The organism is Providencia sp. 2024EL-00732, from assembly GCF_044006275.1.
Lineage (GTDB): Bacteria > Pseudomonadota > Gammaproteobacteria > Enterobacterales > Enterobacteriaceae > Providencia > Providencia huashanensis.
In genome coordinates, this window is record NZ_JBIPDG010000012.1 from 81073 (window position 1) to 103112 (window position 22040).

Genomic DNA, 22040 nt, shown 5'->3' on the forward strand with positions numbered 1-22040 from the left:
ATGTCTGGAGGTAATTGGAGTCAATTCCCGCTAGGAGTTCAACTCCCAACATCAGCAACGCCACCGATGATTGATATACCAGTATCAAGTTGCATGGTGGCACATATGACGCCAAGCTGGATACCTGAACGCACGAAATACCCCATGAGTTTATTTACCTATGCACCATTAATTAATGGACAACAAACCTTTGCCGCCGTTGCGGAAGCCATTCGAAAATCGAAAAAAAGTATTGATATTATTACATGGGGCTTTCAACCCTCTATGTATTTTGAACGTAGTTCGAATGCCCGAGAAGGTCAATATCCGATGATTGGCGAGTTGTTAGAGCAAAAGGCCAATGAAGGTGTGCAAGTGCGTGTACTTGTGTGGTTTGATCATGTGGGAAAACATTTTGAGAAAAGCTTTCCCGGTTGGGGGAAACAAGTGATATCGCCATCCCAACTCAATGATTTTCTTGTCTTTGGTGCAAAGCTCGATTATCAAACCCAAAAACAATATCAGTTTGATATCGCTTGGAACCGTAAAGTTCATATGGGCCTTGTCAAAAACTTGTCAGTACGGACTCGTGATATTGCAATGAGTATACCTGATTCGCGATTAAAAGATGTTACGGCGCGAACCAATCATCAATTTTCGAGTCAAGAAACTGAGCTAAGTGCTCGCTGGGCTGCTTTAGCGGCTGGTTCAACGCATCATCAAAAAGCGGTTTTAATCGATTATGAAGAGCCTGAAAATGCGATTGGTTTTGTGATGGGGCACAATATGCACTCGGAATATTGGGATCAAGATGCACATGCCATCACTCGTTATAAAGAAGAGTCATGGCTTGGTCGCGATGGCGTAACTGCGTGGCAGGATACCTCAAACTGTGTGTATGGTGAGCTACTGTATGATTTAAATGATAACTTTGTGTCGGCGTGGAAAAAAACTGATGGTTTTTTCGCCAGCAAAGGTGACGATGTAGAGCAACTTGCACAGAGAGAAAGTCGTTCACGATGTGACTATATCCCGACACCTGAGCATATCAAAAACCTCAACGCTCATTACACCTTTTTAGCGAATAATCCTTTAGTTCCCACGGGCGGAAAAATTTGCCGAACCCAGCCACAACACGATGAATACGATATATTAAAAGCCTATGATCATGGTGTTAAACATGCCCGTAACTACATCTATTTTGAAAACCAATATTTTCGTTTGTCATCTATAGCGACCAATTTACGGGATATGGTTGAAGAACGAAACCGACGTTTTTTACAAGCTGCTGAAACTGACAGCAAATTACAAAGCATTAAACCACCTCCGTTCTATCTTTTTGTTGTCACTAATTCAACGGAAAAACCCTCTGTCGGAAGTTCGAATGAGGTAGGCGGTTATCAAACTTATAAGATGTTAGAACAACTTGGTCGTCGAGATTTAATGAAAGAGCACGTTTACGATCAGTCGTACAAACCTAAGTCGGGTTATTGGGGGGTCTATATTCGAAGTGAAGATATCAAAAGCCCTGATGATATCCAACCCGAAAAAATAGAGGGGCTAGAAACAATGATCTGTACTCTTGTTTCTCCTGATTCGGATAGATGGCAGCAAGTATATGTACACAGTAAATTAACTTTAGTCGATGATACCTTTTTAATTCAAGGCTCCGCCAATATTAATTTACGTAGCATGGCATTTGATAGTGAAATCGCCGTGATATTGCAAGATACCGATGATTTTCCAATTGTAAAACCGTTAAGAGAAAAGTTATGGGGATTGCATAAGAGGACTGGGAGTGCTTCAAGTAATTTGACAGCCGAATTTAAAGAATGGAAAAAAATAGTTGCTATAAATGCGAGCAATAAAAAAAATAAAGAATCACCTAACGGATCATTAATCCTTTTTGAAGATAAAACTATTAGCCTAAAAAATGCGGATTAACTGATGAACATAGAAATAAAAATCGCATTATTATTGGGATTTATTCTGCTGACGGGCTGTAAGCCTATCGATAAAAAGGACGTCACTGTGACTCAAAAAACAGAACCTGATTTAACTTTCACTTGTGTGTATGAAAAAGACACGCTACCCCCTGTTGATCCGGAAGCGGATATTTGGTTTAAACAAGCGCGTGAGCTTGAAAAAGTGAATAAACATCAACGAGATTATAAGCAAATTGGTGATCTCTACCGCAAAGCCGCAGAGCGTAATCACCCTAAAGCCATGCTTAACTTAAGTAACTTAATCAGTTATGGCAAAGTGCCCCCGATTGGCGGGAAAGGCCCAGCGCAAGAAGTGTGGGATATTATCCAAAAAATGGCTAAATTGAATATCAGCTATGGTTATTACCAAATGGGACATTATCTCGATACGGGTTATGGTGTACCTGCTGATAGAACGAAAGCGTTAGCTTATTTTAGGCAGGCTGCCGATTTAGGCAGCCCAGAAGGGCAATATGTTATTGGTGATATTTTTCTCGCTCAACGTTTATCAGATAAAGACAATCCTGCTTATCAACCTGAAATTGGAAAAAAAATGCTTGCTTGTGCTGCTCAACAAGGTAATAAAGAAGCTGCATTTACAGCAGCGATGTTTTATAAGAGTGTGGAAAAAAACTTTGACATAGCATTAGAGTTTTTTCAATTAGCATCGGAAAATGGACATAGAATCTCAGCTTCAATACTCATTGATACATTTAAAATAGACACAACACCAAAAGACTATTATTACCTAGCGGTTAAACCAGACCCAGAACGCTCAGCCCGTTATGAAGCAATTGTCAAAGAAATGGATGCTTCTGACGAAACCGCCAAGTTCCCCGATATCGATAAAATCGTTCCACTTCCCCCTGCCGAACTCCCTGAATGGGATGGTACGTTTGAATATAAAAAACAACAGGATAACCAATAAAAGGATCTTAACATGCGCGCACTTGTTCGATTAGGTGACAAAACTACTCATTGCGGCGAAGTGATTTCCGCTTCTGGCTCGATGATGTACGGTAAGCCCATTGCCTTAGTGGGAGATAAAGTCAGTTGTCCTAAAAAAGGACATGGTGTCAATGCCATTTTACCCGGCTCAACGCGCATTTTAATATCCGGTCGCCAAGCGGCATTGAACGGCTTTCAAACCGAATGTGGCTGTACCCTCATTGCGAGCCTTTCCTCGTCAGGTGAACAGTCATGATAAGCTGGAAAATTCCCTCTTTAGAGCACCCACCTAAGCCTAAATTACCTCGCTTGATGCTTTGGTTGTTTTTAGTCGTGATTATTGGTGTTATCGGATTTGGCATAGGTGCTTATTTATCTTCAATTGGGGTATTGTCTAGTGAAGTCAGTAACAACCAAATAATTGCTTTATTTGTTGTTCTTCCCGTGATTGTTATTTTGTTTATTCGTCTATTGGCTTATTCGATAATGTCATATGACCATCGGCAGTTTACTGATATGCTCGATGATGCACGTCAAGAATGGGGATATTGGGCTAGGAAGCATCTAGGAATTTTAGCGCATACACGATTGACACAATTTGATGAAGAAAAACAAACAAACGTTGTTTTGTCTTCACTGCCTCCGAATAAAGACAATATATTGCAATTAAACGCCTTCAAATCACTTTCTTTATGGGAGAAACAAGAAATGGCGGTGCGAAAGTTACTTGCACCCATTGCTGAATATTACCATCAACATTCTCTCTCCCAACCTATTACCCTATATTGGCAAGCTGAAGATAATGAGCCTAATTGGCAGGAACTGATTGAGCAGGAAGCCACGCGCTTATCATTAGAGCTTGAATCTGTTGAAACATTGCCATATGACTCATTAAGTGAATGGTTGTTAGCACTGTATGAAAATCCCTTTGAACCTAAGTTATACGCTATTTTAGCATTTCAATTAGACTCAACGGCGAGTGAAGAAGCCGCGAGTCTATTACTCGCCCCTCAAGGATTCTACGAGAGTCTAAGAGCACCTATCAAAGCGAAGCTATTACGCCCGATATCCACCGAGGTAAAATCCTTCGATGATGCATTGAAAGCACAATGTGAATTTCAATTACCGGGTCACCAATTAAATTCAGTGTGGCATAGCGGGGTCACAGATAAAAACAAAAGCCAATGTATTGAAAGCTATGTACAACAAGATATTCATTGTCTCTTAAACCAATTTTATGATGCCGATGCCTTTTTCGGTACGAGTGGGATTGCTCGCCATAGCACAATCTTGTCATTGGTCAGCGATAATCACGAAAACCAACTAATTGTATGCCAAGAAAACGATAACTTATTGTTACAACAAGTAATATGTTAATAAATGAATAAGAGGTGCCTGTTATGAGTGATAAAATTATTCATGCCATTGAGTGCTAGGCTAACCACCCTACATGGTTTAGTTCCCACCCTATTGGATGCCAATACAAAAACAAATAAAAGCCAATACATTTATTTGGATCATAATACAGGTATAGTCAACCTATCCAAAAATAAGACTGGCGTTCTGGTAATTTCTAGGGAAGACGAAACGGATCGGATTATGTCTACTGAAGAAGTCAGCGTGGATGTATTGAATTAGATAACTTGAGTCATTCTGACCCAAAATCAGGTAAAAACAAAAAGGAGTTAGATGATTAACACCTAACTCCTTGATAAATTTGGTGGCCCCTACTGGACTTGAACCAGTGACCAATCGATTATGAGTCGACTGCTCTAACCAACTGAGCTAAGGGGCCAAAGTGGAAAGGATTATACGTGCAGTTTTCTCTTAGGTCTAGTGTTTCAAAACTGTATGGCGAAATTGTGTTCAAATCAATCGCATCACTTATAATTCAAAGTGATAGCATCACCAAAAACTATCATTCTTTCATACTTGCCATAAAGCCTCGTTTATTTTGTCATTTTTAATTCAACCAATGCTCATAGTATCCATGACATTAAAAATCAATCTATATCAAATTAAAAATATAAACCACAGCATAAACACAATCAGGCTTATTAAACATTCTTCCCCCAATCATTTGATATAGAACAACAATTTTCTCATCAAGATCTCACAATATGATTTATAGATAATTCGCTGATAGGACAAAAATGATGAAAAAAGTACGTGCAGTTCAATATGGTTGCGGGAAAATGGGTAAATACCTAATCCGTTACTTACAAGAACATGGCGCTGAAGTTGTGGCAGCTTTTGATATCAATGAAGCTGTAATCGGCAAAGATATAGGCGAAATTGCAGGAACCGCACTAACCGGAGTCAAAGTCCAAGCACTCCATGAAGCAGATAAAACACTCGAAACCTTAAAACCTGATGTTGGGATCATTGCCACACTGAGCACGATGGCTGATTTAGAAGATGCATTTTCCTTATTTGCCCGCCACGGTGTTAATGCAATTTCAACTGGAGAGGAAGCGCTTTACCCTTGGAATTCATCACCAGAAATAACCCAAAAACTTGATACATTGGCCAAAGAAAATAATTGTACCTTAGCAGGGAGTGGCTACCCAGATATGTATTGGGGAGTGTTGATCGACACCTTAGCAGGTTCAATGCATAAATTAGTAAAAGTTAAAGGCTCTAGTTGCTATAACGTTGAAGATTACGGTATTGCCTTAGCTGTTGGTCATGGCGCAGGGTTAACTGTTAATGAATTTAATCAACAAATCGGTAACTACAATGATTTACCATACGACGTTATCTCACAAAAAATTGAAAGCGGTGAATATGCACCTCCGTACATGTGGACGCAAAATGGTTGGTTATGTAGCCGCCTAGGGTTAACCATTACAAGCCAAATTCAGCGCTGTGTTCCACAAATCGCCAAACAAGATACCTATTCAGACACCTTAAAAATGACCGTCAAAAAAGGGGATGTACTCGGTTTATCTGCTGTTGTGATCACCGAAACAGCAGAAGGCGTTACCCTTGAAACAGAATGTATTGGTAAAATTTTGACCGCTGATGAATGTGATAAAAATAGTTGGCAATTAATTGGTGAGCCAGATACGTCTATTGAAGTGAATAACCCAGCGACAGTTGAGTTAACTTGTGCCAATTTAGTCAACCGCATCCCTGCACTGATTAATAGCCCTGCGGGATATACTACGACGGAAAAAATGCCAAATAACGTCTATATGACCAAACCAATGCACGAATATTTATAAACCTATTTAGCCCACCCCAAAACACAGTGGTGGGCTTTTTGGCCGATTTAATGGTAATCGTTAACGGGGCTTGACCATTTGCCACTCTAAATGCCGTTTTATCGCGGGCCATTCTGACTCAATAATGCTGTAAATACAGCTATCACGCAGTTCCCCTGTACGAGTGAGCATATGGTTTCTGAGGACCCCATCAAGTTTTGCTCCCAGACGTTCAATCGCTCTGCGACTTTGTTGATTTAAAAAGTGCGTTCTTAACTCCACAGCAACACAATTTAATTGTTCAAAAGCATACTGTAATAACAGGTATTTAGCCTCAGTATTAATCGCTGTACGCTGCACTTCTTTACCGTACCATGTCGCGCCAATTTCAACTCGCCTAACCACACTATCAATACGCAGATAGGAAGTCATACCAACTGCATTACCTGTTTTTTTATCAATAACAACAAAAGGCAACATTTCTTTTTGTTGAAACCGCTTAAGACGGTTATCCACATCTTTAGCGACATTTTCAGGTTCAGGGACAGAGGTATACCATAACTTATGTAGCCCATCCTTTTGGATCATAGCAGACAACGCTTGATCGTATTGATGAGATAAAAACTCCAAGCGAACGTGTGAACCTTCTAAAGTGATAGTTTGGCAAATTTCTTTCATAGGCTGTGAGTTCCTGATAAGTAAATGTTGATTGTGCGTGAATATTAATTTGAATGTTATTGATAATTTATTTTTATGACAAAATAATAAATTTCTCCGCTATATTTAGATTAACTCCGCACTTTTAATTAAAAGTCATGATAAAAATCACAAAAAATTAACATTATTACCAATTCATCATCCCATTAGGCTACAGTTAACTCATCTGACCTGTTAATAGAGCCCGAAATGGGAGTATAATAATGAGCAATTTTCCACACCTTTTTACCCCTCTAGATTTAGGCCATACCGTTCTAAAAAATAGAATATTAATGGGCTCAATGCATACTGGGCTCGAAGAGCATCCTGAAGGAAGTGAAAGACTCGCACATTTTTATCGTTTACGTGCAGAAAATGGGGTCAGTCTTATTATTACTGGGGGAATAGCGCCAAGCCCAGAAGGGGCACTAACTGCTCATGGGGCTGTACTCAATAACCAAGAGCAGCTCCCCTTCCATCAGCATATTACAAACGAAGTTCATCAAGCAGGCGGAAAAATTGCTTTACAAATCCTACATGCAGGCCGTTATGGCTTGCACCCCGCATTAGTTGCCCCCAGTGCTATTCAAGCTGAAATTATTCCATTTCCCCCTAAAGCACTGACATCTGATGAAGTAAAAAAAACCATACAAGATTTTGTCACTACTGCAAAATTAGCCCAACGAGCGGGATATGATGGCGTTGAAATCATGGGTTCTGAAGGTTACTTAATCAACCAGTTTATTACCAAGCGCACTAACCATAGGGACGATGAGTGGGGAGGAAGCTATGCAAACCGCATTCGTTTTCCCATTGAAATTGTTCGTCAAGTACGAGAAGCCGTTGGGGATAATTTTATTATTATTTACCGGCTTTCCATGCTTGATCTCGTCGAGGATGGCTCCACTTGGGAAGAAATAGAGTTACTAGCAAAACAAATTGAGCTTGCCGGCGCGAGCTTAATTAATACAGGGATTGGTTGGCATGAGGCCAGAGTTCCCACAATTGCAACTCAAGTCCCTCGCAGTGCATTTAGCTGGGTTACTCAAAAGTTAATGGGTAAAGTTAATATTCCATTGATCACAACTAACCGTATCAATGACCCGTATGTAGCTGAGCAAATTATCGCTAATCAACAAGCGGATATGGTTTCCATGGCTCGACCTTTTCTTGCTGACGAGTCATTTGTTCGCAAAGCTGCGGAAAACCGAGCAGATGAAATAAACACCTGCATTGGCTGTAATCAAGCCTGTCTAGACCTCATTTTTAGCGGAAAATTAGCCAGTTGCCTAGTTAACCCTCAAGCCGTCAGGGAGTTTGATTATCCTAACGAAAAAGCCACGATTAGCAAATCAGTGGCAATAGTCGGTGCAGGCCCCGCAGGGCTTTCTTGTGCTATTTATGCCGCTAAACGTGGGCATCGAGTCACCCTATTTGAAAAATCTAATCATATTGGTGGGCAATTTAACCTCGCAAAGCAAATTCCGGGTAAAGAAGAATTCCATGAAACGATCCGTTATTTTTGCCGACAGCTACAATTATTGAATGTGGATGTACGCCTTGAACAGCAAGCCGATGTAGACAACTTGTCAGGCTTTGATGATGTGATTATTGCAACGGGTGTTGTACCACGCCAAATTCAGCTTGAGGGGATAGACCACCATAAGGTCATTTCCTATATAGATGTTATTACCCAACAACGCCCTGTAGGGAAAAATGTCGCTATCATTGGTGCTGGGGGGATTGGTTTTGATGTCGCAGAGCTATTAACCCAAACAGGAAAAAGTAGCAGTTTAGATACTTCGTTATTTAACGAAGAATGGAATATTGATACTTCAATTCACTCTAAAGGTGGTATATACCCTCCACAAAAACGGCCAATAGAGCCTGCTCGTCACCTCTATTTATTGCAACGTAAAAATAGTAAAGTTGGCGCTAATTTAGGGAAAACAACTGGTTGGGTACATCGTTTGTCTCTTATGAAGCGCGGTGTAAAAATGTTGAATGGCGTTGAATACATGCGAGTTGATGACAACGGGCTACATATTCGTTATCAAGATAAAATACAGTGCCTTCCCGTTGATAATGTCATTCTTTGCGCAGGGCAAGAACCTTATCGCCCGTTGAAAATACAGTTAGCAAAACTCGGCATTAATGCGCATGTTATTGGTGGTGCAGATATAGCAGCAGAACTCGATGCACGCCGAGCCATCGAGCAAGGCATGAAAATAGCTTACCAACTTTAACTTCTTCCCCCTTGTGCTAAGCCATTAGCTTAAGGGGCTTTTCTGTGCCCCAACTTTAAGCTCAACCTGACTATCTACTCTTATCTGACTTTAATAACTCAAATTGTTATGTTATAACATCTCATTATTTCATAGATAATTTGAGGCTTTATGACACTTTCAACTGAATTACCCTCTTCTGTTTTGCCTGACGCACAAGCACAAAATGACACTCACAGTAATATCAAGCTTGACTGGGTTGGAATGACAGGGATTGCTTTGCCCATTGAAATTGAAAGCCGCCCAGTTAATGCGACTATCGATATTGGCGTTGATCTACAAGGGCAAAAAGGGGTCCACATGTCTCGTCTCTATCAAATATTGGATGGCCTAACACAAAATGAACTGACGCCAGATTTAATAAAGCAAACATTAGAACAAGTATTATTGTCGCATCAAACTATTTCATCGAAGGCTCATATCCGATTTTATGGTGATATTTTATTATCGCGCCGTTCGTTAGTATCAGCTCAATTTGGTTGGAAAGCCTATCCGTTTGAGATTTCAGCATCATTTGATAAGTCATTATCTCTTTATTTGAAAGTCGGAGTCCCCTATTCATCAACTTGCCCAAGCTCTGCCGCACTCAGCAGCCAAGTTATGCAACAACAGTTTGCGATTGATTTTGATGATACAGAACAAACATTAACTCAATCTCAAGTCCTTGATTGGTTAATTAAACAAGGGGTCCCAGCAATACCACACAGTCAACGCAGTTGGGCATGGGTAACCATCAAGCTAAAAACAACTTATAAAGAGCTTCCTATTATTGAGTTAATCAACCAAATCGAAAATATTCTTTCCACCCCAGTACAAACGGTGGTGAAACGTAAAGATGAACAAGCTTTTGCTATTGTTAATGGGCAGAACTTGATGTTTTGTGAAGATGCCGCTCGTAAACTAGTGAATGCCTTTCGCCATCAATGCCAATTTGACGAAGCGACGATCCACATTGATCACCAAGAAAGCTTACATGCCCATAATGCGATTGCCCACACACAATGGAAACGGAGTCTGTATGTTGCGTAAAAACCCATCGGGGCACTCGCCTGTTGTATCGGAAAAAGCATATATTGACCCTACCGCCATTATCTGCGGTAAAGTGATTATTGAAGATTATGTTTACGTTGGTCCATATGCCGTGATCCGTGCTGATGAACTCAATGAAAATGCAGATATGTCCCCCATCGTGATCGGCTCACACTCAAATATTCAAGATGGGGTGGTAATTCACTCAAAAAGTGGCGCGGGTGTACAAATTGGCTCACACACATCGATTGCGCACCGAGCAATTGTCCATGGCCCTTGTGAAATTGCTGAGCGCGTGTTTATTGGCTTTAATAGCGTTTTATTTAACTGCAAAATTGGTAAAAACAGTGTGATCCGCTATAACGCAGTCGTCGATGGCTTAACACTGCCGGATGGTTTATATATTCCGTCATGCATACATGTGAACGCATACAGTGATTTATCGGCATTCAACCAAGTTGATCACGCTTCATTGCAATTCTCTGAAGAGGTCGCAACTACGAACATTCAACTTGTTGAAGGCTACCGTCGTCTACGTAATGAGTTTTAAATCTATAAGCTGTTAAAACAATAAGGGTAGAGTTTGCTTTCGCAGCCTCCACCCTATTTATCTAAATTCAGGAACACTTAATCACGATGAGATAACTGCGCTTCTGAATTTGCCAGTCTATCATCTTCGGCTAAGCAGACTGCAGCTGTGAAAAGGACATCAGTTGAAGAGTTAAGCCCCGTTTCCACTGAGTCTTGCAATACCCCAATCATCACACCAACAGCAACGACTTGCATGGCAACTTCATTCGAAATCCCAAACATGTTACATGCTAATGGGATAAGCAATAACGACCCGCCAGCAACCCCAGAAGCACCGCAAGCACAGACAGCAGCAACAACACTCAGCAACAGAGCTGTTGGAATATCAACAGGGATACCGAGTGTATGTACAGCGGCTAAAGTCAATACAGTGATTGTCACTGCAGCACCCGCCATATTAATGGTTGCACCTAATGGGATCGAAACAGAATAGGTATCTTCGTGAAGGTTCATACGGCGACACATTGCCATATTAACAGGTATATTGGCCGCAGAACTACGCGTAAAGAAGGCAGTTACACCACTTTCACGCAGGCAGGCAAATACCAAGGGGAATGGGTTACGCCTAATTTTCCAATAAACAATCAATGGGTTAACAACAAGTGCCACAACTAACATACAACCAACTAATACCGCTAGGACATGGATATAACCTTTTAAGGTTTCAAAACCAGTTGTTGCGATGGTAGAAGCGACCAAACCAAAAATCCCCACTGGTGCTAAACGGATCACAACGCGTACTAACTGAGTCACCGCATTAGAGAAATCATGCACTAAATTCTTTGTTGTATCGTTGGCATGACGCAATGCAATACCAAGCCCAATCGCCCATGCCAAAATACCAATATAGTTACCTTTAATTAATGCATCGATAGGGTTAGCAAAGATATTGATCAGTAAGCCTTTTAAAACTTCAGCAATATTACTTGGGGGGTTTAATTGAGAGTCTCCCACCACTAAAACTAAGTTAGATGGGAAAATGAAAGAACCAATGACTGCGACAACCGCGGCAAAAAAAGTCCCCAAGATATACAGAACCAGTATCGGTTTTATATTGGTTTTTTGCCCTTGACGATGATTCGCAATTGACGACATGACTAATACCCAGACCAGCACGGGAGCGACTGCTTTCAACGCGCTAACAAATAGGTCGCCTAGTAGGGCAACATTTTTCGCCGCTGAAGGCCATAACCATGCCAGTAAGATACCTGCGATCAAACCAACCAGTATCTGCTTGACTAGACTACCTTGGCTAATTACTCGCCATAACCCTATTTTATTTGTATCCATAGTAGACCTATATTAGTTATCTTTATTAGGAATTAAATGTGTTTGCACAGCAAGTATAAGGAATAATAGTCGCCTGAAAAGGCAATTATTCAAAATATACACAATGATTGACTTTATTTAACAAACATTTTACACATCTGTGATCTCAATAGAGTTTTGTTTCTTAAAGTAGAATAGAGAATTTTAAAATGAGTGAATACTTTCAGAAGGTTAAAACAAAAAAAGCCCCCAACTTTCCAGCGGAGGCTTCAACTAAAACCACTAAATTAACTTTTGGCTTCGTTTCGTTTATTAACAATTGTATTAATAATTAACGTTATAACTAGTATGGACGCAATAACCCCAAGAGAAATAGCCGTTGGAATATGAAAAATATCAATTAACAGCATTTTTATACCGATAAAGCTTAAAATGACCGCTAAACCGTATTTGAGCATTGAGAACTTTTCTGCCACACCAGCTAATAAAAAGTACATCGCACGTAGCCCTAAAATAGCAAATAGGTTCGATGTTAAGACAATGAACGGGTCAGTTGTTACCGCAAAAATAGCGGGAATGCTATCAACCGCAAATATCACATCACTAATTTCAACTAAAATTAGCACTAAAATTAATGGGGTTGCGAACAATATCCCATTCTTTTTAATAAAGAATTTTTCCCCATGTAATTCATCGGTCATACGTAAATGTGAGCGCACCCATTTGACCAGAGGTTTATCCGTAATAGGGGAATCGTCCTCTTTAGCAAATGCCATTTTAAGCCCGGTAAATAATAAAAACAGGCCAAATACATATAAAATCCAGCTAAATTGCGTAACTAACCAACTACCAGCAAAAATCATAATCGTACGCAATACGATGGCACCCAGTACACCGTACACAAGGACACGACGTTGTAAATTTGCTGGAATAGCAAAATAACTAAAGAGCATTAACCAGACAAATACATTATCTATCGCTAATGCTTTTTCTAATAAATAACCGGTTAAAAATGCGATAGTTTGGTTATCAGCAAACTCACGCCCCACGTTATCATTAAGATACCACCAAAACCCTGCGGCAAAGAGTAATGAAAGTGTCACCCATACAATACTCCAAGCAGCCGCTTGCTTCATCGACATGGCTTGGCCTTTATGTTTTCCCTGCCAAAACAAATCGATAAGTAACATGAGTAAAATAATAACTGCAAAACTACCCCATAAAACAGGGTTACCGACTGAATGCATTTTCCTATCCCTTAAAAACAAAAAACGGCTGATATCCAGAAGACATCAGCCGCTTAAAATTGTTTAACCTCAAGGAGTTATCTATTGGTTGTAAATTATGAGCAAACCTCGCCTTCTGGCAAGGTCTCACTTACAACACAAATTACCTGAGATTAGGAAACTGTGGTGCTCGGCTACCGGGTGTAATTTGTACACCGTAATGACGATAAACCGACAAGAAGAAGTTACTCCCCTTTGCTATGGCGATAAGATACGGTAAATAATCTTAAAATGCAATAATTAGCAACGAGGGTTTTATCACTCTTTTTTCACATTAAAAAATGAAAGAACAATCATATTTCACATTTATCATCTAAAAAATAGGTTAAAAGCGGGTTTTAAGCACTTTAAACCTGTATACAATGAGCGATAAATTGTAAAAATAAGCCAAAACTTAAATGAATTCTAAAAATAAGCTTAAAATTTACTGTTTAGTTATTTTCTGTTTTGTTAAAGTGAGCGTGCTTTACACTAACAGCCTGAGGAAACAACACTTTCACTTTGGCATTCACTTAATCCATTTCTCCCTGCCCAACAACAAGTTTGTTGCTGTTATTGCCGTTTAGGAAACATTAATGGAATTAGTTAAAGAACTTTTTTTTGCCCTTTGGCACCAAGATTATGTCACCCTGTCTAACCCCGCGTTAGTCTGGTCGATTTACTTCATGCTGTTCGCTATCTTGTTTCTTGAAAACGGGGTTTTGCCTGCGGCTTTTTTACCTGGCGATAGCTTATTGATTCTAGTCGGTGTGCTCATCGCTAAAGGTACGCTAAGTTATCCACTGACGATCGCAATTTTAACTGCCGGGGCAAGCTTAGGCTGCTGGGTTGGTTATATACAAGGGCGATGGTTAGGGAATACACGCTTAGTTAAAGGGTGGCTTGCACATTTACCAGAACACTACCACCAGCGCGCATATGGGCTTTTCCATCGCCATGGCCTCGCTGCATTATTAGTTGGCCGTTTTTTAGCCTTCGTCAGAACATTATTACCCACCATCGCGGGCCTTGCAGGTTTGCAGAATGGCCGTTTCCAAGTCTTTAACTGGCTAAGTGGTCTACTATGGGTTCTGATTTTAACCGCTATTGGCTATGGGTTTGGTAAAAGCCCTATTTTCCTGCAGTATGAACATCATATTATGAATGTCTTGATGTTAATCCCTGTGGGTCTGCTGATTATAGGTTTAATCGGTAGTATTGCTGTTGTTGTAAAGAAAAAACTCTCAAGCAAAAAAGCAAACTAAATCTACGATGGGGGTCTATTGGCCCCCATATTTTTAGTTTTACTTTTATTTACCCTCTGTTAATTTATCAAAGAGTTACCTCCTTAACTCCTTGATAAAAAACTATTCTTAATCATTTCATTATGTAAATTTTCCTTTGTTACATGCACTTGGCCTAAATAATCCATTGCACTTAGTACAAAAAAAGCTATTGTTAATACAGCAATTACGATTTTTCTATTAACAGGAGGTTGTACATGTCAGCTAACCATTCATCAGAAGACTTACGTGCGGAATTACGGGCTTTAGCAGATTCTCTGGAAGCGGTACTCAATGATACCGGTGAAAAATCGAAAGAAGAGATTGAAAGCCTAAAATCCAAGGCAAAAGATGCATTGTGTTCATCACGCGCTAAACTCAGCCAAACCACTGAGCGGATCACAGAACAAACCAAGGAAATCGCGGGACGAGCGGATAACTATGTGAAGGAAAACCCGTGGACAGGCATCGGTATTGGTGCAGCCGTCGGGGTTGTTCTTGGCGTATTACTCGCTAAACGTTAATCGTATATGGAACAAAACCAACAACGTCAGGGCCCCGGGAAAGGGGTCCTTGAAATATTACAACGTATCGCAAGTATCACTGTGAATGTTGTTGAAACTCGTCTTCAGCTTATTGCCGTTGAGCTTGAAGAGGAGAAAATCAACTTTATTCAACTATTACTGTTAGTTGGGCTAGCTCTCCTATTTACTGCTTTTGGTTTGATGTGTTTAATCGGTTTAATCTTTTGGTCAGTCGACCCCGTCTATCGCTATCAAGCACTGGCAATGACAACAGGGAGTCTGATCATACTCGCTATTATTTTTGCCCTTTGGGCATTAAAAAAAGCGAAGCAATCAACGTTATTGGGTTCTACTCGAGAGCAGTTAAGCCAAGATGCTAATGCTTTAGCGGGAAAGGATAATGAGCAGAAATAAGCGCCAATTATTAGCCACCAAAAAACAAATGTTAATCAAAAGGATTGAGCAGCAACGGAGTGACCTTGCTGCTTCTTCTAAAGATTGGCTACAAACCACTGAACGCTACGACCGCACATGGAAATTTTTTATTACCTTCCGCCCTCTGTTTATTGCCGCAACAGGAATACTGTCAATCTACTCATTGAAAAAGCCTCAAAAACTTTTACGGTTAGGTAAAAAAGCACTCACAATTTGGAGTTTGGCTCGAACAGTACAAAGCACCCTCAACGCAAGTAAAAAATAATCCTCTATTTTGAAATCAATTAATCGCTATAGGTTAATAAAATCCCCCTTTCCTGAAATCAACTCCAACAATTTATTTATTATTCAATTTTTTTGTACTTGTTTGTTAATAAGCTTTGCTTTTTATTGAATAAATAAATCACTACTATAAGCACATCAAATGTTTTCTTACCTATTAGTGCTGAAAACAACACTACAAAGCGACATATATCGCAATTTAATAGAATTTAATAGCTTATTAGTCTGGAGAGTCTTGATGAAAAATTTAGAAAGTGGTGCGATATTATTGGCTCGTATCATGATGCCAATCCTATTTATTGTCGCTGGGTACGGGAAACTAGGTGATGCTTATGCAGGAACACAACAATATATGCAAGCAATGGGCGTCCCTGGGTTTTTATTACCTTTAACCATTTTATTAGAATTTGGCGGCGGCTTAGCAATCCTATTTGGTTTCTTAACCAGAACTGTTGCCTTGTTTACAGCAGGCTTTACTGTACTAACAGCATTGCTGTTCCACATTGACTTTAGTGTTGCACCAAACAGCCTAATGTTTATGAAGAACTTTACGATTGCGGGCGGCTTCTTACTGTTAGCAGTCACTGGTCCGGGTAAATTTAGTATCGACCATTTATTAAATAAAAAATGGTAACTCCGATTTCATTATCACCCTTGTGAATTTATTTGATTTTTTTGTCCAATTTATACCTCCTTCGGGAGGTATTTTTTTGTCTAAAATAAAGGTATTGAATCAGTGAAGAGAAAATCACTTAGTTGAGGTGTCCTCGGTAGGCAGCAAATTGAGTCATCCCGTGAGCATACATAAGTATGTGACTCGGGTGACTCAATGAAGCCAACACCCCTACGGCTCAAAATATAACGAGTTTACACCCTAAATAATTTGGGGATTTCTCGGAGACACCACGACTTAGCCTCCCCCATACTATCTCTGCGCCACGCCATAATAATATTCGTCTCATGACTAAATTCAGCCCCGACAACTTTTAAGCGCCCTTCTCGAATATCTTGTTCAACCATTGGATATGGCATAGTTGCCACCCCTAACCCTGCCAGCAATGCATTTCGTTTATCTTCAATTGTCGATACTGTTAATCGCTGCTGTTTATCCAATAATTGTACGGTGATCACTGGGCGTTCTCGCGCAGTATCTGCAACCGCGATCCCTCGATATTTCACTCGTACCGCATCTGAAAGCGGCTCGGGTTCTTGATGAATAGGATGATCAGGGCTCGCAACATAAATATGGTTAATGGTATATAACGATTTCGAGTTAATTTCAGATGAAGAACGAAAATGCATATCAGGGGCAATCACAATATCCGCTTTACCACTTTCAAGGCGTTCCCATGCCCCTGCTAACACCTCAGTAATTAATGATAATTGTGTTTCTGATTTCTCAGCCAAACGTTCAACCAGAGGAAATAATGACTGAGCTGGAATTAATGCTTCACACACTATTGTCAGGTGTGTTTCCCACCCTTTTGCTAAGGCCTCAGCATCCGAAGTCAATTTATCGGCCGCCTCAAGTAGAATCCGTCCTCTATCCAGCAACATTCTACCGACATTGGTAAATTTGGTTCTATGTCCTGAACGGTCGAATAAAATGACATCGAGCTCTTCTTCTAATTTTTGCATGGTATAACTAAGCGCGGAAGGTACTCGACCTAACTCTTCTGCCGCTGCTGCAAAGCTACCACGCCGGTCGATTGCATCCATCACCCTTAATGATTCAAGCGTTAATGCTCTCTCTTTACTCATGACGTATCTCTTTCAGGAAATTTGAATAAAGGAAACAGATTAACTGGCTAACAATTCAACGTCCAGCTATTTATTATAACAATATAGTATTAATTTATTAATTTTAGCTGAGGGGCAACCATTATGATGACACTTAGACCCGCTAACCATTGTGGAAAAGCAGACTATGGTTGGCTACAAGCGCGTTACGCCTTCTCATTTGGCCACTACTTTGACCCTGACTTTATGGGTTTTAAAACCCTACGAGTGTTAAATCAAGAAGTTATTGCGCCACAAAACGCCTTACAACCTAGAATGTACCCTCATGTTGATATATTAAACATTATTCTTAAAGGGCATGCGCAATACCGTGATAGTCAAGGTAATACAATACAAGCCAGTGAAGGGGAATGTGTGCGTTTCTCACCCCGTTCAGACCTCAGCTATAGCGAGCAAAACATTTGCCCACAAACACCATTAACTCGCTTACAGCTTTGGTTAAATGCTTGCCCGCAACAAGAATCGCTTCCGTTACAAAAAATAGCGATTCAACAGGATGAAAACAAACTCATTGCGTCACCTGATGGTCAAAATCAAAGCATTCAATTACGCCAACAAATTTGGATAAACCATATCCATCTGGAGCCCCAAGAATCAGCTTCCATGACATTAAAAGGTAACAATGCATTCCTGCAATCCATACATGGCGGCGCAACTATACGCAGTCAGCAAGGTGAGAGTTTAATTATGGGCTGTAATGATGGCGTTTTTATCCAAAATGATAATGAAATCGTTATTACAGCAGATAAATATTTTCGAGGGTTATTGATTGACCTCGGCGACCAAAGCTAAACCGTTTTTTATAGCTATCTCAACATCATATTCTTTCCTTTAAGACTCAATTTTTTTCAATATCATGATTAAATTTGCGAACGGATTCGCAAATTTAATCATTTACATGTCCTACATATTGACACCCTTATGATAGAGTCCTGCCATTAGAGAGAAAGAAAATACGTTCTTTTCTAACTCAAATACTTTTTGATTTTGATTTTAAAGGTGTTTTAGTGGCCCTATTTACGCAGCAGCGACACAACCAAATTTTTGCACAAATACTCAATGAGGTCGTTCCTCAAGATGAGCTAGCAAAACTTTGCTCAGTTTCAACACGAACCATTCGTTCAGATATCAATGAAATCAATGAATTGATTCAGGAATATAGCGCACACATTGTGTATGAGCGTGGTCATGGTTATCGGTTAAAAATTGAGGATGAAGCCCTGTTTGCCACTTTCACCAAGCAAACTGAAGAGGAAAATAGCATTCCTCGTACAAGCAAAGAACGCATTGACGCCTTGCTTCTCAAATTACTAATGCAATCCCTGCCAGTAAAGCTTGATGATATCGCTGAAGAATGGTTTATCAGTCGAGGTACTTTACAGCAAGACATGGGAGCGGTCAGGGAACAATTACATAAATATCAAATTTCATTAGAAAGTATTCCCCATCAAGGTATTCGGTTAAATGGTAGTGAATGGGCCGTTCGTGCTTGCATGACCGAAACGTTATGGCGCCGATATTCCGCACAGTTAACCCCAGACTTAACGTCTTTCCGCCCTGATTGCCTTGATAATTTAGACCTAACATATATTGACAAAGTCCTACATAACAGTATGAATCGGTTCGATATTCGTATTAGCAATGAAGGCCATTTGTACCTTGTTTTTAATTGTGCTGTAACTATTTTGCGTATTACTCGCGGCCATGAACTAACGACAACGGTAAAAAATGATGATAGCGAAGAAGTGATCCGCAAGGCATGTGATGAAATATCGAAAGGCCTAATTTACTTTCTTGGTAATGACCTTTCAGGGGCTGAGCTCAGTTACCTACACGATCAAATCATAGCTCAACGCATTAGCAATCAAGACCCGAGCAGCCAAAAAGTAGGGAGCCACAATGAATTATCCGAATATATTTTAAACTATATCAACGAGTTATATAACTACGATTTGCGTAATGATGAAAAACTTAAAAAAGACCTCAACACTCATCTTGCTGCGCTAATCACCCGCCTGCAATACCATATTTCTACGCCAAATCCATTACTCTCTGATATTAAACAATATTATCCTTTTGCTTACGATGTCACCTTAAGTGCTTTAACGAGTGCAAGTAAGCAATTACTTCCCCACCCTATTAACGAAGACGAATTAGGTTATTTAGCCGTACATATTGGGGTTAGCCTTGAGCGAAATTACGGTGCAGGTTCAATTCGCCAGACCGAGGTACTCGTAGTCACTGATGCAGGGAACTCAACCTTCCGAGTCGTTGAATCAAAAATTATGCGTGAATTTCCACAACTTAAATTTAGTCGCGGCTTAACACTGCAAGAATATGAATCGCTAAATGAAGTTACGGAAGATTTTGTCATTACTACAGTTCGTGTTTCGGAAAAAAATAAACCCGTCATCAAAATCGCGCCTTTTCCTACACCTTACCAGCTAGAGCAAGTGGGCCGCCTTGCCATGGTAGACCAAACACGCCCCTACATCATTGAACGCTTCTTTGATGAACGCTTTTTTATGGTCGTTAACGAAAAAATTAGCCAAGCAGAGTTATTTCAAACCGTGTGCCATAAATTACAACGGGAAGGTTATGTCACTTCAGATTTCTATCCTTCTTTGCAAGAACGCGAATCCATTGTTTCCACATTACTTGGGGAAGGGATTGCACTGCCGCATTCATTAGGGTTATTGGCGAATAAAACCGTCGTTGCCACTGTCGTTGCTCCACAAGGTATTGAATGGAATAAAGAAACGAAAGAAAACGCTTATGTCATTTTTCTATTGGCTATCAGCAAAGCGGATTATGAAGAAGCCATGGCAATCTATGATTTATTCGTCACCTTTGTGAAGGAAAAAACCACTCGCCGCCTAATAGGCGTCAAAAACTTTAATGAATTCCAAGTGATCGCTAAAGATAGCCTAGCGCGAATTCTTTAGGTTAAGAGCAACTTCCACTTAGTAATGGAAAAATGATGATTGATGGTTTTTACGTGATCCTAACCACAACTCCACCAAATGTTTTCCTATCCAAAACTGGTGATTTTACACGCTAAATGGCTAAGTGGAAGTCATTATCAGATACATTAGATGGCTTCCATTTAGAGTTTCCACTTTACCCTCCAATTCTATTTTCCATTTCCACTTGTTTATAAAAAACCATATCTATTTGATAGATATAAAATTTTAAAGAAAACCCCATAATTTAATTATTCAACAATAGTTGACAAACATCCGTTTTTTCCACTTATTTTCCAAATGGTCTAAAAAACGAACCATTCTTGTAAGTTCTAACTTCCAAATAATTTCCACTTATAAGTGGAAATTCATTGCCTGCAAAAATGGGTATGGACGTATTAAGGTATTAAGCATGAAGGAACAGAGTGGTCTAACTTGCAATATTACTTTGGATTTTAAATAGTTATGAGTGAATCAGTTGTAGTTTTTAAGATGTTAGAACATAACCTCGATATCGATGAGGTGACACAAAAACTGCTGGCAGTGATTACTGACTGGCTCAAGCAGGAGGACTGCTACACTACAGATGTACAACAACAAATGTTGCAATCTCACTTACGAGCCATGGTGGCAAGAGCAAAAACGGGTGAAGCCTTACCAGAAATCGATATCAGCCTGTTTGACGAAATATCAGCACATTCAATTGCACTAGCACAACGCGTTGTCGACACGTTACCCGGCTTGGCACAAGAAGAGACCTATTTACTCTCTGTTCACTTTGAAGTCGCTCGCGCGAATGATTAATTTTTAACATTGTAGAATTTGGAGAATATTTTATGAAACAGATGGTTGTTGTTATCGGAGATCGCTTAGGTAAAGGGCAAAAAGTGGCTGCAGGTGTGGAAGCTGCGGGAGGTAAAGCCATTGTCGTTCCTGGTGTTGCTGCGGATATGAAACTCGGTGACGTTATGAATGCAGAGCAAGCCGATTTAGGTATCTCTTTTTGTGGTAGCGGCGGCGCAGGCGCTATTACCGCTCAAACTAAATATGGTTACAAAGCTCGTTATGGGATGCGTTCTATCGAAGAGGGAGAGACCGCCATTGCGGATGGTTGCAACGTGCTAGGTTTTGGTTTTATGGACAAGGAAGAGTTAGGTGAGCGCTTAGTTAAAGCTTTTAATAAAAAATACGGCAACGCTTAATGAAAAAATCTATCGAAACGGTTGTACGGGTAACAGGGCAAGGCGATACCAAACAAAAAGCCATTGCTGACGCCTTAAATTCAATTCAAAAAACCGTACTGAAAAACAATACAGATATCATCCTGCGGATAGAACCAAAGGATGTTGAGGTTGTTAGTGCTCACTCACAATCGCGAACAGAAAAGTTTCTTTTTATCTTTTTGCCACGCAAGCGTGAACATTTTCGTGTTGTACTCGACGTTTCGCTGGATGTCACCTTACTTTCTGTCAACGAAATACCATTTACAGAACAATAATA

The 22040-nt window shown here is 40.1% G+C and carries 22 protein-coding genes and 1 tRNA gene; 18 read left to right on the forward strand and 5 right to left on the reverse strand.

Annotated elements, in window-relative coordinates; genetic code table 11:
* From ACHB7C_RS16950 to ACHB7C_RS16965, 4 genes are read left to right on the forward strand one after another with little or no spacing between them, the layout of a single operon-like run.
* Nucleotides 1–1923 carry a phosphatidylserine/phosphatidylglycerophosphate/cardiolipin synthase family protein gene (locus tag ACHB7C_RS16950; protein WP_198860912.1) on the forward strand — a complete coding sequence of 641 codons (1923 nt, stop codon included), beginning with the start codon at nucleotides 1–3 and terminating at the stop codon, nucleotides 1921–1923.
* A gap of 3 nt (nucleotides 1924–1926) precedes the next feature.
* The gene (locus ACHB7C_RS16955) at nucleotides 1927–2892 is read left to right on the forward strand and encodes a DUF6396 domain-containing protein (protein ID WP_006662120.1); all 966 of its coding nucleotides are present in this window, start codon (nucleotides 1927–1929) and stop codon (nucleotides 2890–2892) included.
* A 12-nt stretch (nucleotides 2893–2904) separates the two neighbouring features.
* Nucleotides 2905–3168, forward strand: a complete 264-nt coding sequence (locus tag ACHB7C_RS16960; RefSeq protein WP_006662121.1) for a PAAR domain-containing protein — start codon at nucleotides 2905–2907, stop codon at nucleotides 3166–3168.
* Nucleotides 3165–4289 carry a hypothetical protein gene (locus ACHB7C_RS16965; protein WP_198860913.1) on the forward strand — a complete coding sequence of 375 codons (1125 nt, stop codon included), beginning with the start codon at nucleotides 3165–3167 and terminating at the stop codon, nucleotides 4287–4289. The genes ACHB7C_RS16960 and ACHB7C_RS16965 overlap by 4 nt, the downstream gene beginning before the upstream one ends.
* A 341-nt stretch (nucleotides 4290–4630) precedes the next feature.
* On the opposite strand, the gene ACHB7C_RS16970 is transcribed toward ACHB7C_RS16965, so the two are convergent.
* Nucleotides 4631–4707: transfer RNA gene (locus ACHB7C_RS16970), tRNA-Ile, on the reverse strand.
* A 358-nt stretch (nucleotides 4708–5065) separates the two neighbouring features.
* Here ACHB7C_RS16970 and ACHB7C_RS16975 point away from each other — a divergent pair.
* Nucleotides 5066–6139 (forward strand): dihydrodipicolinate reductase, encoded by a 1074-nt coding sequence (locus ACHB7C_RS16975; protein WP_048606199.1) that lies wholly within the window; start codon nucleotides 5066–5068, stop codon nucleotides 6137–6139.
* Between the two features lie 60 nt (nucleotides 6140–6199).
* On the opposite strand, the gene ACHB7C_RS16980 is transcribed toward ACHB7C_RS16975, so the two are convergent.
* Nucleotides 6200–6796 carry a GNAT family N-acetyltransferase gene (locus ACHB7C_RS16980; RefSeq protein WP_042846161.1) on the reverse strand — a complete coding sequence of 199 codons (597 nt, stop codon included), beginning with the start codon at nucleotides 6794–6796 and terminating at the stop codon, nucleotides 6200–6202.
* Between the two features lie 242 nt (nucleotides 6797–7038).
* Between ACHB7C_RS16980 and ACHB7C_RS16985 the strand changes: the two genes are divergently transcribed.
* From ACHB7C_RS16985 to ACHB7C_RS16995, 3 genes are all read left to right on the forward strand, one after another.
* On the forward strand, nucleotides 7039–9060 hold the full coding sequence (locus tag ACHB7C_RS16985) for an NADPH-dependent 2,4-dienoyl-CoA reductase (protein ID WP_042846162.1): 2022 nt from the start codon (nucleotides 7039–7041) through the stop codon (nucleotides 9058–9060).
* A gap of 150 nt (nucleotides 9061–9210) precedes the next feature.
* Nucleotides 9211–10128 carry a GTP cyclohydrolase FolE2 gene (folE2, locus tag ACHB7C_RS16990; protein ID WP_042846163.1) on the forward strand — a complete coding sequence of 306 codons (918 nt, stop codon included), beginning with the start codon at nucleotides 9211–9213 and terminating at the stop codon, nucleotides 10126–10128.
* Nucleotides 10118–10678 (forward strand): carbonate dehydratase, encoded by a 561-nt coding sequence (locus tag ACHB7C_RS16995; protein ID WP_042846165.1) that lies wholly within the window; start codon nucleotides 10118–10120, stop codon nucleotides 10676–10678. Before folE2 ends, ACHB7C_RS16995 begins: the two co-directional genes overlap by 11 nt.
* 77 nt (nucleotides 10679–10755) lie before the next feature.
* On the opposite strand, the gene sstT is transcribed toward ACHB7C_RS16995, so the two are convergent.
* Both sstT and ACHB7C_RS17005 read right to left on the reverse strand, forming a co-directional pair.
* On the reverse strand, nucleotides 10756–12009 hold the full coding sequence (gene sstT, locus ACHB7C_RS17000; protein WP_395348000.1) for a serine/threonine transporter SstT: 1254 nt from the start codon (nucleotides 12007–12009) through the stop codon (nucleotides 10756–10758).
* Nucleotides 12010–12275: 266 nt separating this feature from the next.
* Nucleotides 12276–13235 (reverse strand): TerC family protein, encoded by a 960-nt coding sequence (locus ACHB7C_RS17005; protein WP_042846168.1) that lies wholly within the window; start codon nucleotides 13233–13235, stop codon nucleotides 12276–12278.
* Nucleotides 13236–13849: 614 nt separating this feature from the next.
* Between ACHB7C_RS17005 and ACHB7C_RS17010 the strand changes: the two genes are divergently transcribed.
* From ACHB7C_RS17010 to ACHB7C_RS17030, 5 genes are all read left to right on the forward strand, one after another.
* Nucleotides 13850–14518: a DedA family protein gene (locus tag ACHB7C_RS17010; RefSeq protein WP_042846170.1), complete on the forward strand. Its 669-nt coding sequence runs from the start codon at nucleotides 13850–13852 to the stop codon at nucleotides 14516–14518.
* Nucleotides 14519–14754: 236 nt separating this feature from the next.
* Nucleotides 14755–15060: a YqjD family protein gene (locus ACHB7C_RS17015; protein WP_042846171.1), complete on the forward strand. Its 306-nt coding sequence runs from the start codon at nucleotides 14755–14757 to the stop codon at nucleotides 15058–15060.
* A 6-nt stretch (nucleotides 15061–15066) separates the two neighbouring features.
* Nucleotides 15067–15474, forward strand: coding sequence for a phage holin family protein (locus ACHB7C_RS17020; protein WP_042846173.1), 408 nt, complete (start codon nucleotides 15067–15069; stop codon nucleotides 15472–15474).
* Nucleotides 15461–15760 (forward strand): YqjK-like family protein, encoded by a 300-nt coding sequence (locus ACHB7C_RS17025; protein ID WP_042846174.1) that lies wholly within the window; start codon nucleotides 15461–15463, stop codon nucleotides 15758–15760. The genes ACHB7C_RS17020 and ACHB7C_RS17025 overlap by 14 nt, the downstream gene beginning before the upstream one ends.
* Nucleotides 15761–16015: 255 nt before the next feature.
* Nucleotides 16016–16411 carry a DoxX family protein gene (locus ACHB7C_RS17030; RefSeq protein ID WP_129466423.1) on the forward strand — a complete coding sequence of 132 codons (396 nt, stop codon included), beginning with the start codon at nucleotides 16016–16018 and terminating at the stop codon, nucleotides 16409–16411.
* A 233-nt stretch (nucleotides 16412–16644) separates the two neighbouring features.
* Here ACHB7C_RS17030 and ACHB7C_RS17035 read toward each other — a convergent pair whose 3' ends face one another.
* Nucleotides 16645–17538, reverse strand: a complete 894-nt coding sequence (locus ACHB7C_RS17035) for a LysR family transcriptional regulator (RefSeq protein ID WP_042846177.1) — start codon at nucleotides 17536–17538, stop codon at nucleotides 16645–16647.
* A gap of 123 nt (nucleotides 17539–17661) precedes the next feature.
* Between ACHB7C_RS17035 and ACHB7C_RS17040 the strand changes: the two genes are divergently transcribed.
* The 5 genes from ACHB7C_RS17040 to ACHB7C_RS17060 all read left to right on the forward strand — a co-directional run bounded on the left by ACHB7C_RS17040 (nucleotide 17662) and on the right by ACHB7C_RS17060 (nucleotide 22038).
* Nucleotides 17662–18369, forward strand: a complete 708-nt coding sequence (locus ACHB7C_RS17040; protein WP_071548610.1) for a pirin family protein — start codon at nucleotides 17662–17664, stop codon at nucleotides 18367–18369.
* Between the two features lie 215 nt (nucleotides 18370–18584).
* Nucleotides 18585–20522: a transcription antiterminator gene (locus ACHB7C_RS17045; protein ID WP_129466424.1), complete on the forward strand. Its 1938-nt coding sequence runs from the start codon at nucleotides 18585–18587 to the stop codon at nucleotides 20520–20522.
* 483 nt (nucleotides 20523–21005) lie between these two features.
* Complete coding sequence (locus ACHB7C_RS17050; RefSeq protein WP_042846182.1) at nucleotides 21006–21344, forward strand: transcriptional antiterminator; 339 nt, start codon at nucleotides 21006–21008, stop codon at nucleotides 21342–21344.
* Nucleotides 21345–21376: 32 nt separating this feature from the next.
* On the forward strand, nucleotides 21377–21742 hold the full coding sequence (locus tag ACHB7C_RS17055; protein ID WP_042846184.1) for an SFCGS family glycine-rich protein: 366 nt from the start codon (nucleotides 21377–21379) through the stop codon (nucleotides 21740–21742).
* Complete coding sequence (locus ACHB7C_RS17060) at nucleotides 21742–22038, forward strand: DUF4312 family protein (RefSeq protein WP_042846186.1); 297 nt, start codon at nucleotides 21742–21744, stop codon at nucleotides 22036–22038. Before ACHB7C_RS17055 ends, ACHB7C_RS17060 begins: the two co-directional genes overlap by 1 nt.
* Nucleotides 22039–22040: the final 2 nt, after the last annotated feature.

Bases quoted from the DNA above. Each gene is read 5' to 3' on its own strand.
- ACHB7C_RS16950 (WP_198860912.1), top strand. From the start codon at position 1: ATGTCTGGAGGTAATTGGAGTCAATTCCCGCTAGGAGTTCAACTCCCA.
- ACHB7C_RS16955 (WP_006662120.1), top strand. From the start codon at position 1,927: ATGAACATAGAAATAAAAATCGCATTATTATTGGGATTTATTCTGCTG.
- ACHB7C_RS16960 (WP_006662121.1), top strand. From the start codon at position 2,905: ATGCGCGCACTTGTTCGATTAGGTGACAAAACTACTCATTGCGGCGAA.
- ACHB7C_RS16965 (WP_198860913.1), top strand. From the start codon at position 3,165: ATGATAAGCTGGAAAATTCCCTCTTTAGAGCACCCACCTAAGCCTAAA.
- ACHB7C_RS16975 (WP_048606199.1), top strand. From the start codon at position 5,066: ATGATGAAAAAAGTACGTGCAGTTCAATATGGTTGCGGGAAAATGGGT.
- ACHB7C_RS16980 (WP_042846161.1), bottom strand. From the start codon at position 6,796: ATGAAAGAAATTTGCCAAACTATCACTTTAGAAGGTTCACACGTTCGC.
- ACHB7C_RS16985 (WP_042846162.1), top strand. From the start codon at position 7,039: ATGAGCAATTTTCCACACCTTTTTACCCCTCTAGATTTAGGCCATACC.
- folE2 (WP_042846163.1), top strand. From the start codon at position 9,211: ATGACACTTTCAACTGAATTACCCTCTTCTGTTTTGCCTGACGCACAA.
- ACHB7C_RS16995 (WP_042846165.1), top strand. From the start codon at position 10,118: ATGTTGCGTAAAAACCCATCGGGGCACTCGCCTGTTGTATCGGAAAAA.
- sstT (WP_395348000.1), bottom strand. From the start codon at position 12,009: ATGGATACAAATAAAATAGGGTTATGGCGAGTAATTAGCCAAGGTAGT.
- ACHB7C_RS17005 (WP_042846168.1), bottom strand. From the start codon at position 13,235: ATGCATTCAGTCGGTAACCCTGTTTTATGGGGTAGTTTTGCAGTTATT.
- ACHB7C_RS17010 (WP_042846170.1), top strand. From the start codon at position 13,850: ATGGAATTAGTTAAAGAACTTTTTTTTGCCCTTTGGCACCAAGATTAT.
- ACHB7C_RS17015 (WP_042846171.1), top strand. From the start codon at position 14,755: ATGTCAGCTAACCATTCATCAGAAGACTTACGTGCGGAATTACGGGCT.
- ACHB7C_RS17020 (WP_042846173.1), top strand. From the start codon at position 15,067: ATGGAACAAAACCAACAACGTCAGGGCCCCGGGAAAGGGGTCCTTGAA.
- ACHB7C_RS17025 (WP_042846174.1), top strand. From the start codon at position 15,461: ATGAGCAGAAATAAGCGCCAATTATTAGCCACCAAAAAACAAATGTTA.
- ACHB7C_RS17030 (WP_129466423.1), top strand. From the start codon at position 16,016: ATGAAAAATTTAGAAAGTGGTGCGATATTATTGGCTCGTATCATGATG.
- ACHB7C_RS17035 (WP_042846177.1), bottom strand. From the start codon at position 17,538: ATGAGTAAAGAGAGAGCATTAACGCTTGAATCATTAAGGGTGATGGAT.
- ACHB7C_RS17040 (WP_071548610.1), top strand. From the start codon at position 17,662: ATGATGACACTTAGACCCGCTAACCATTGTGGAAAAGCAGACTATGGT.
- ACHB7C_RS17050 (WP_042846182.1), top strand. From the start codon at position 21,006: ATGAGTGAATCAGTTGTAGTTTTTAAGATGTTAGAACATAACCTCGAT.
- ACHB7C_RS17055 (WP_042846184.1), top strand. From the start codon at position 21,377: ATGAAACAGATGGTTGTTGTTATCGGAGATCGCTTAGGTAAAGGGCAA.
- ACHB7C_RS17060 (WP_042846186.1), top strand. From the start codon at position 21,742: ATGAAAAAATCTATCGAAACGGTTGTACGGGTAACAGGGCAAGGCGAT.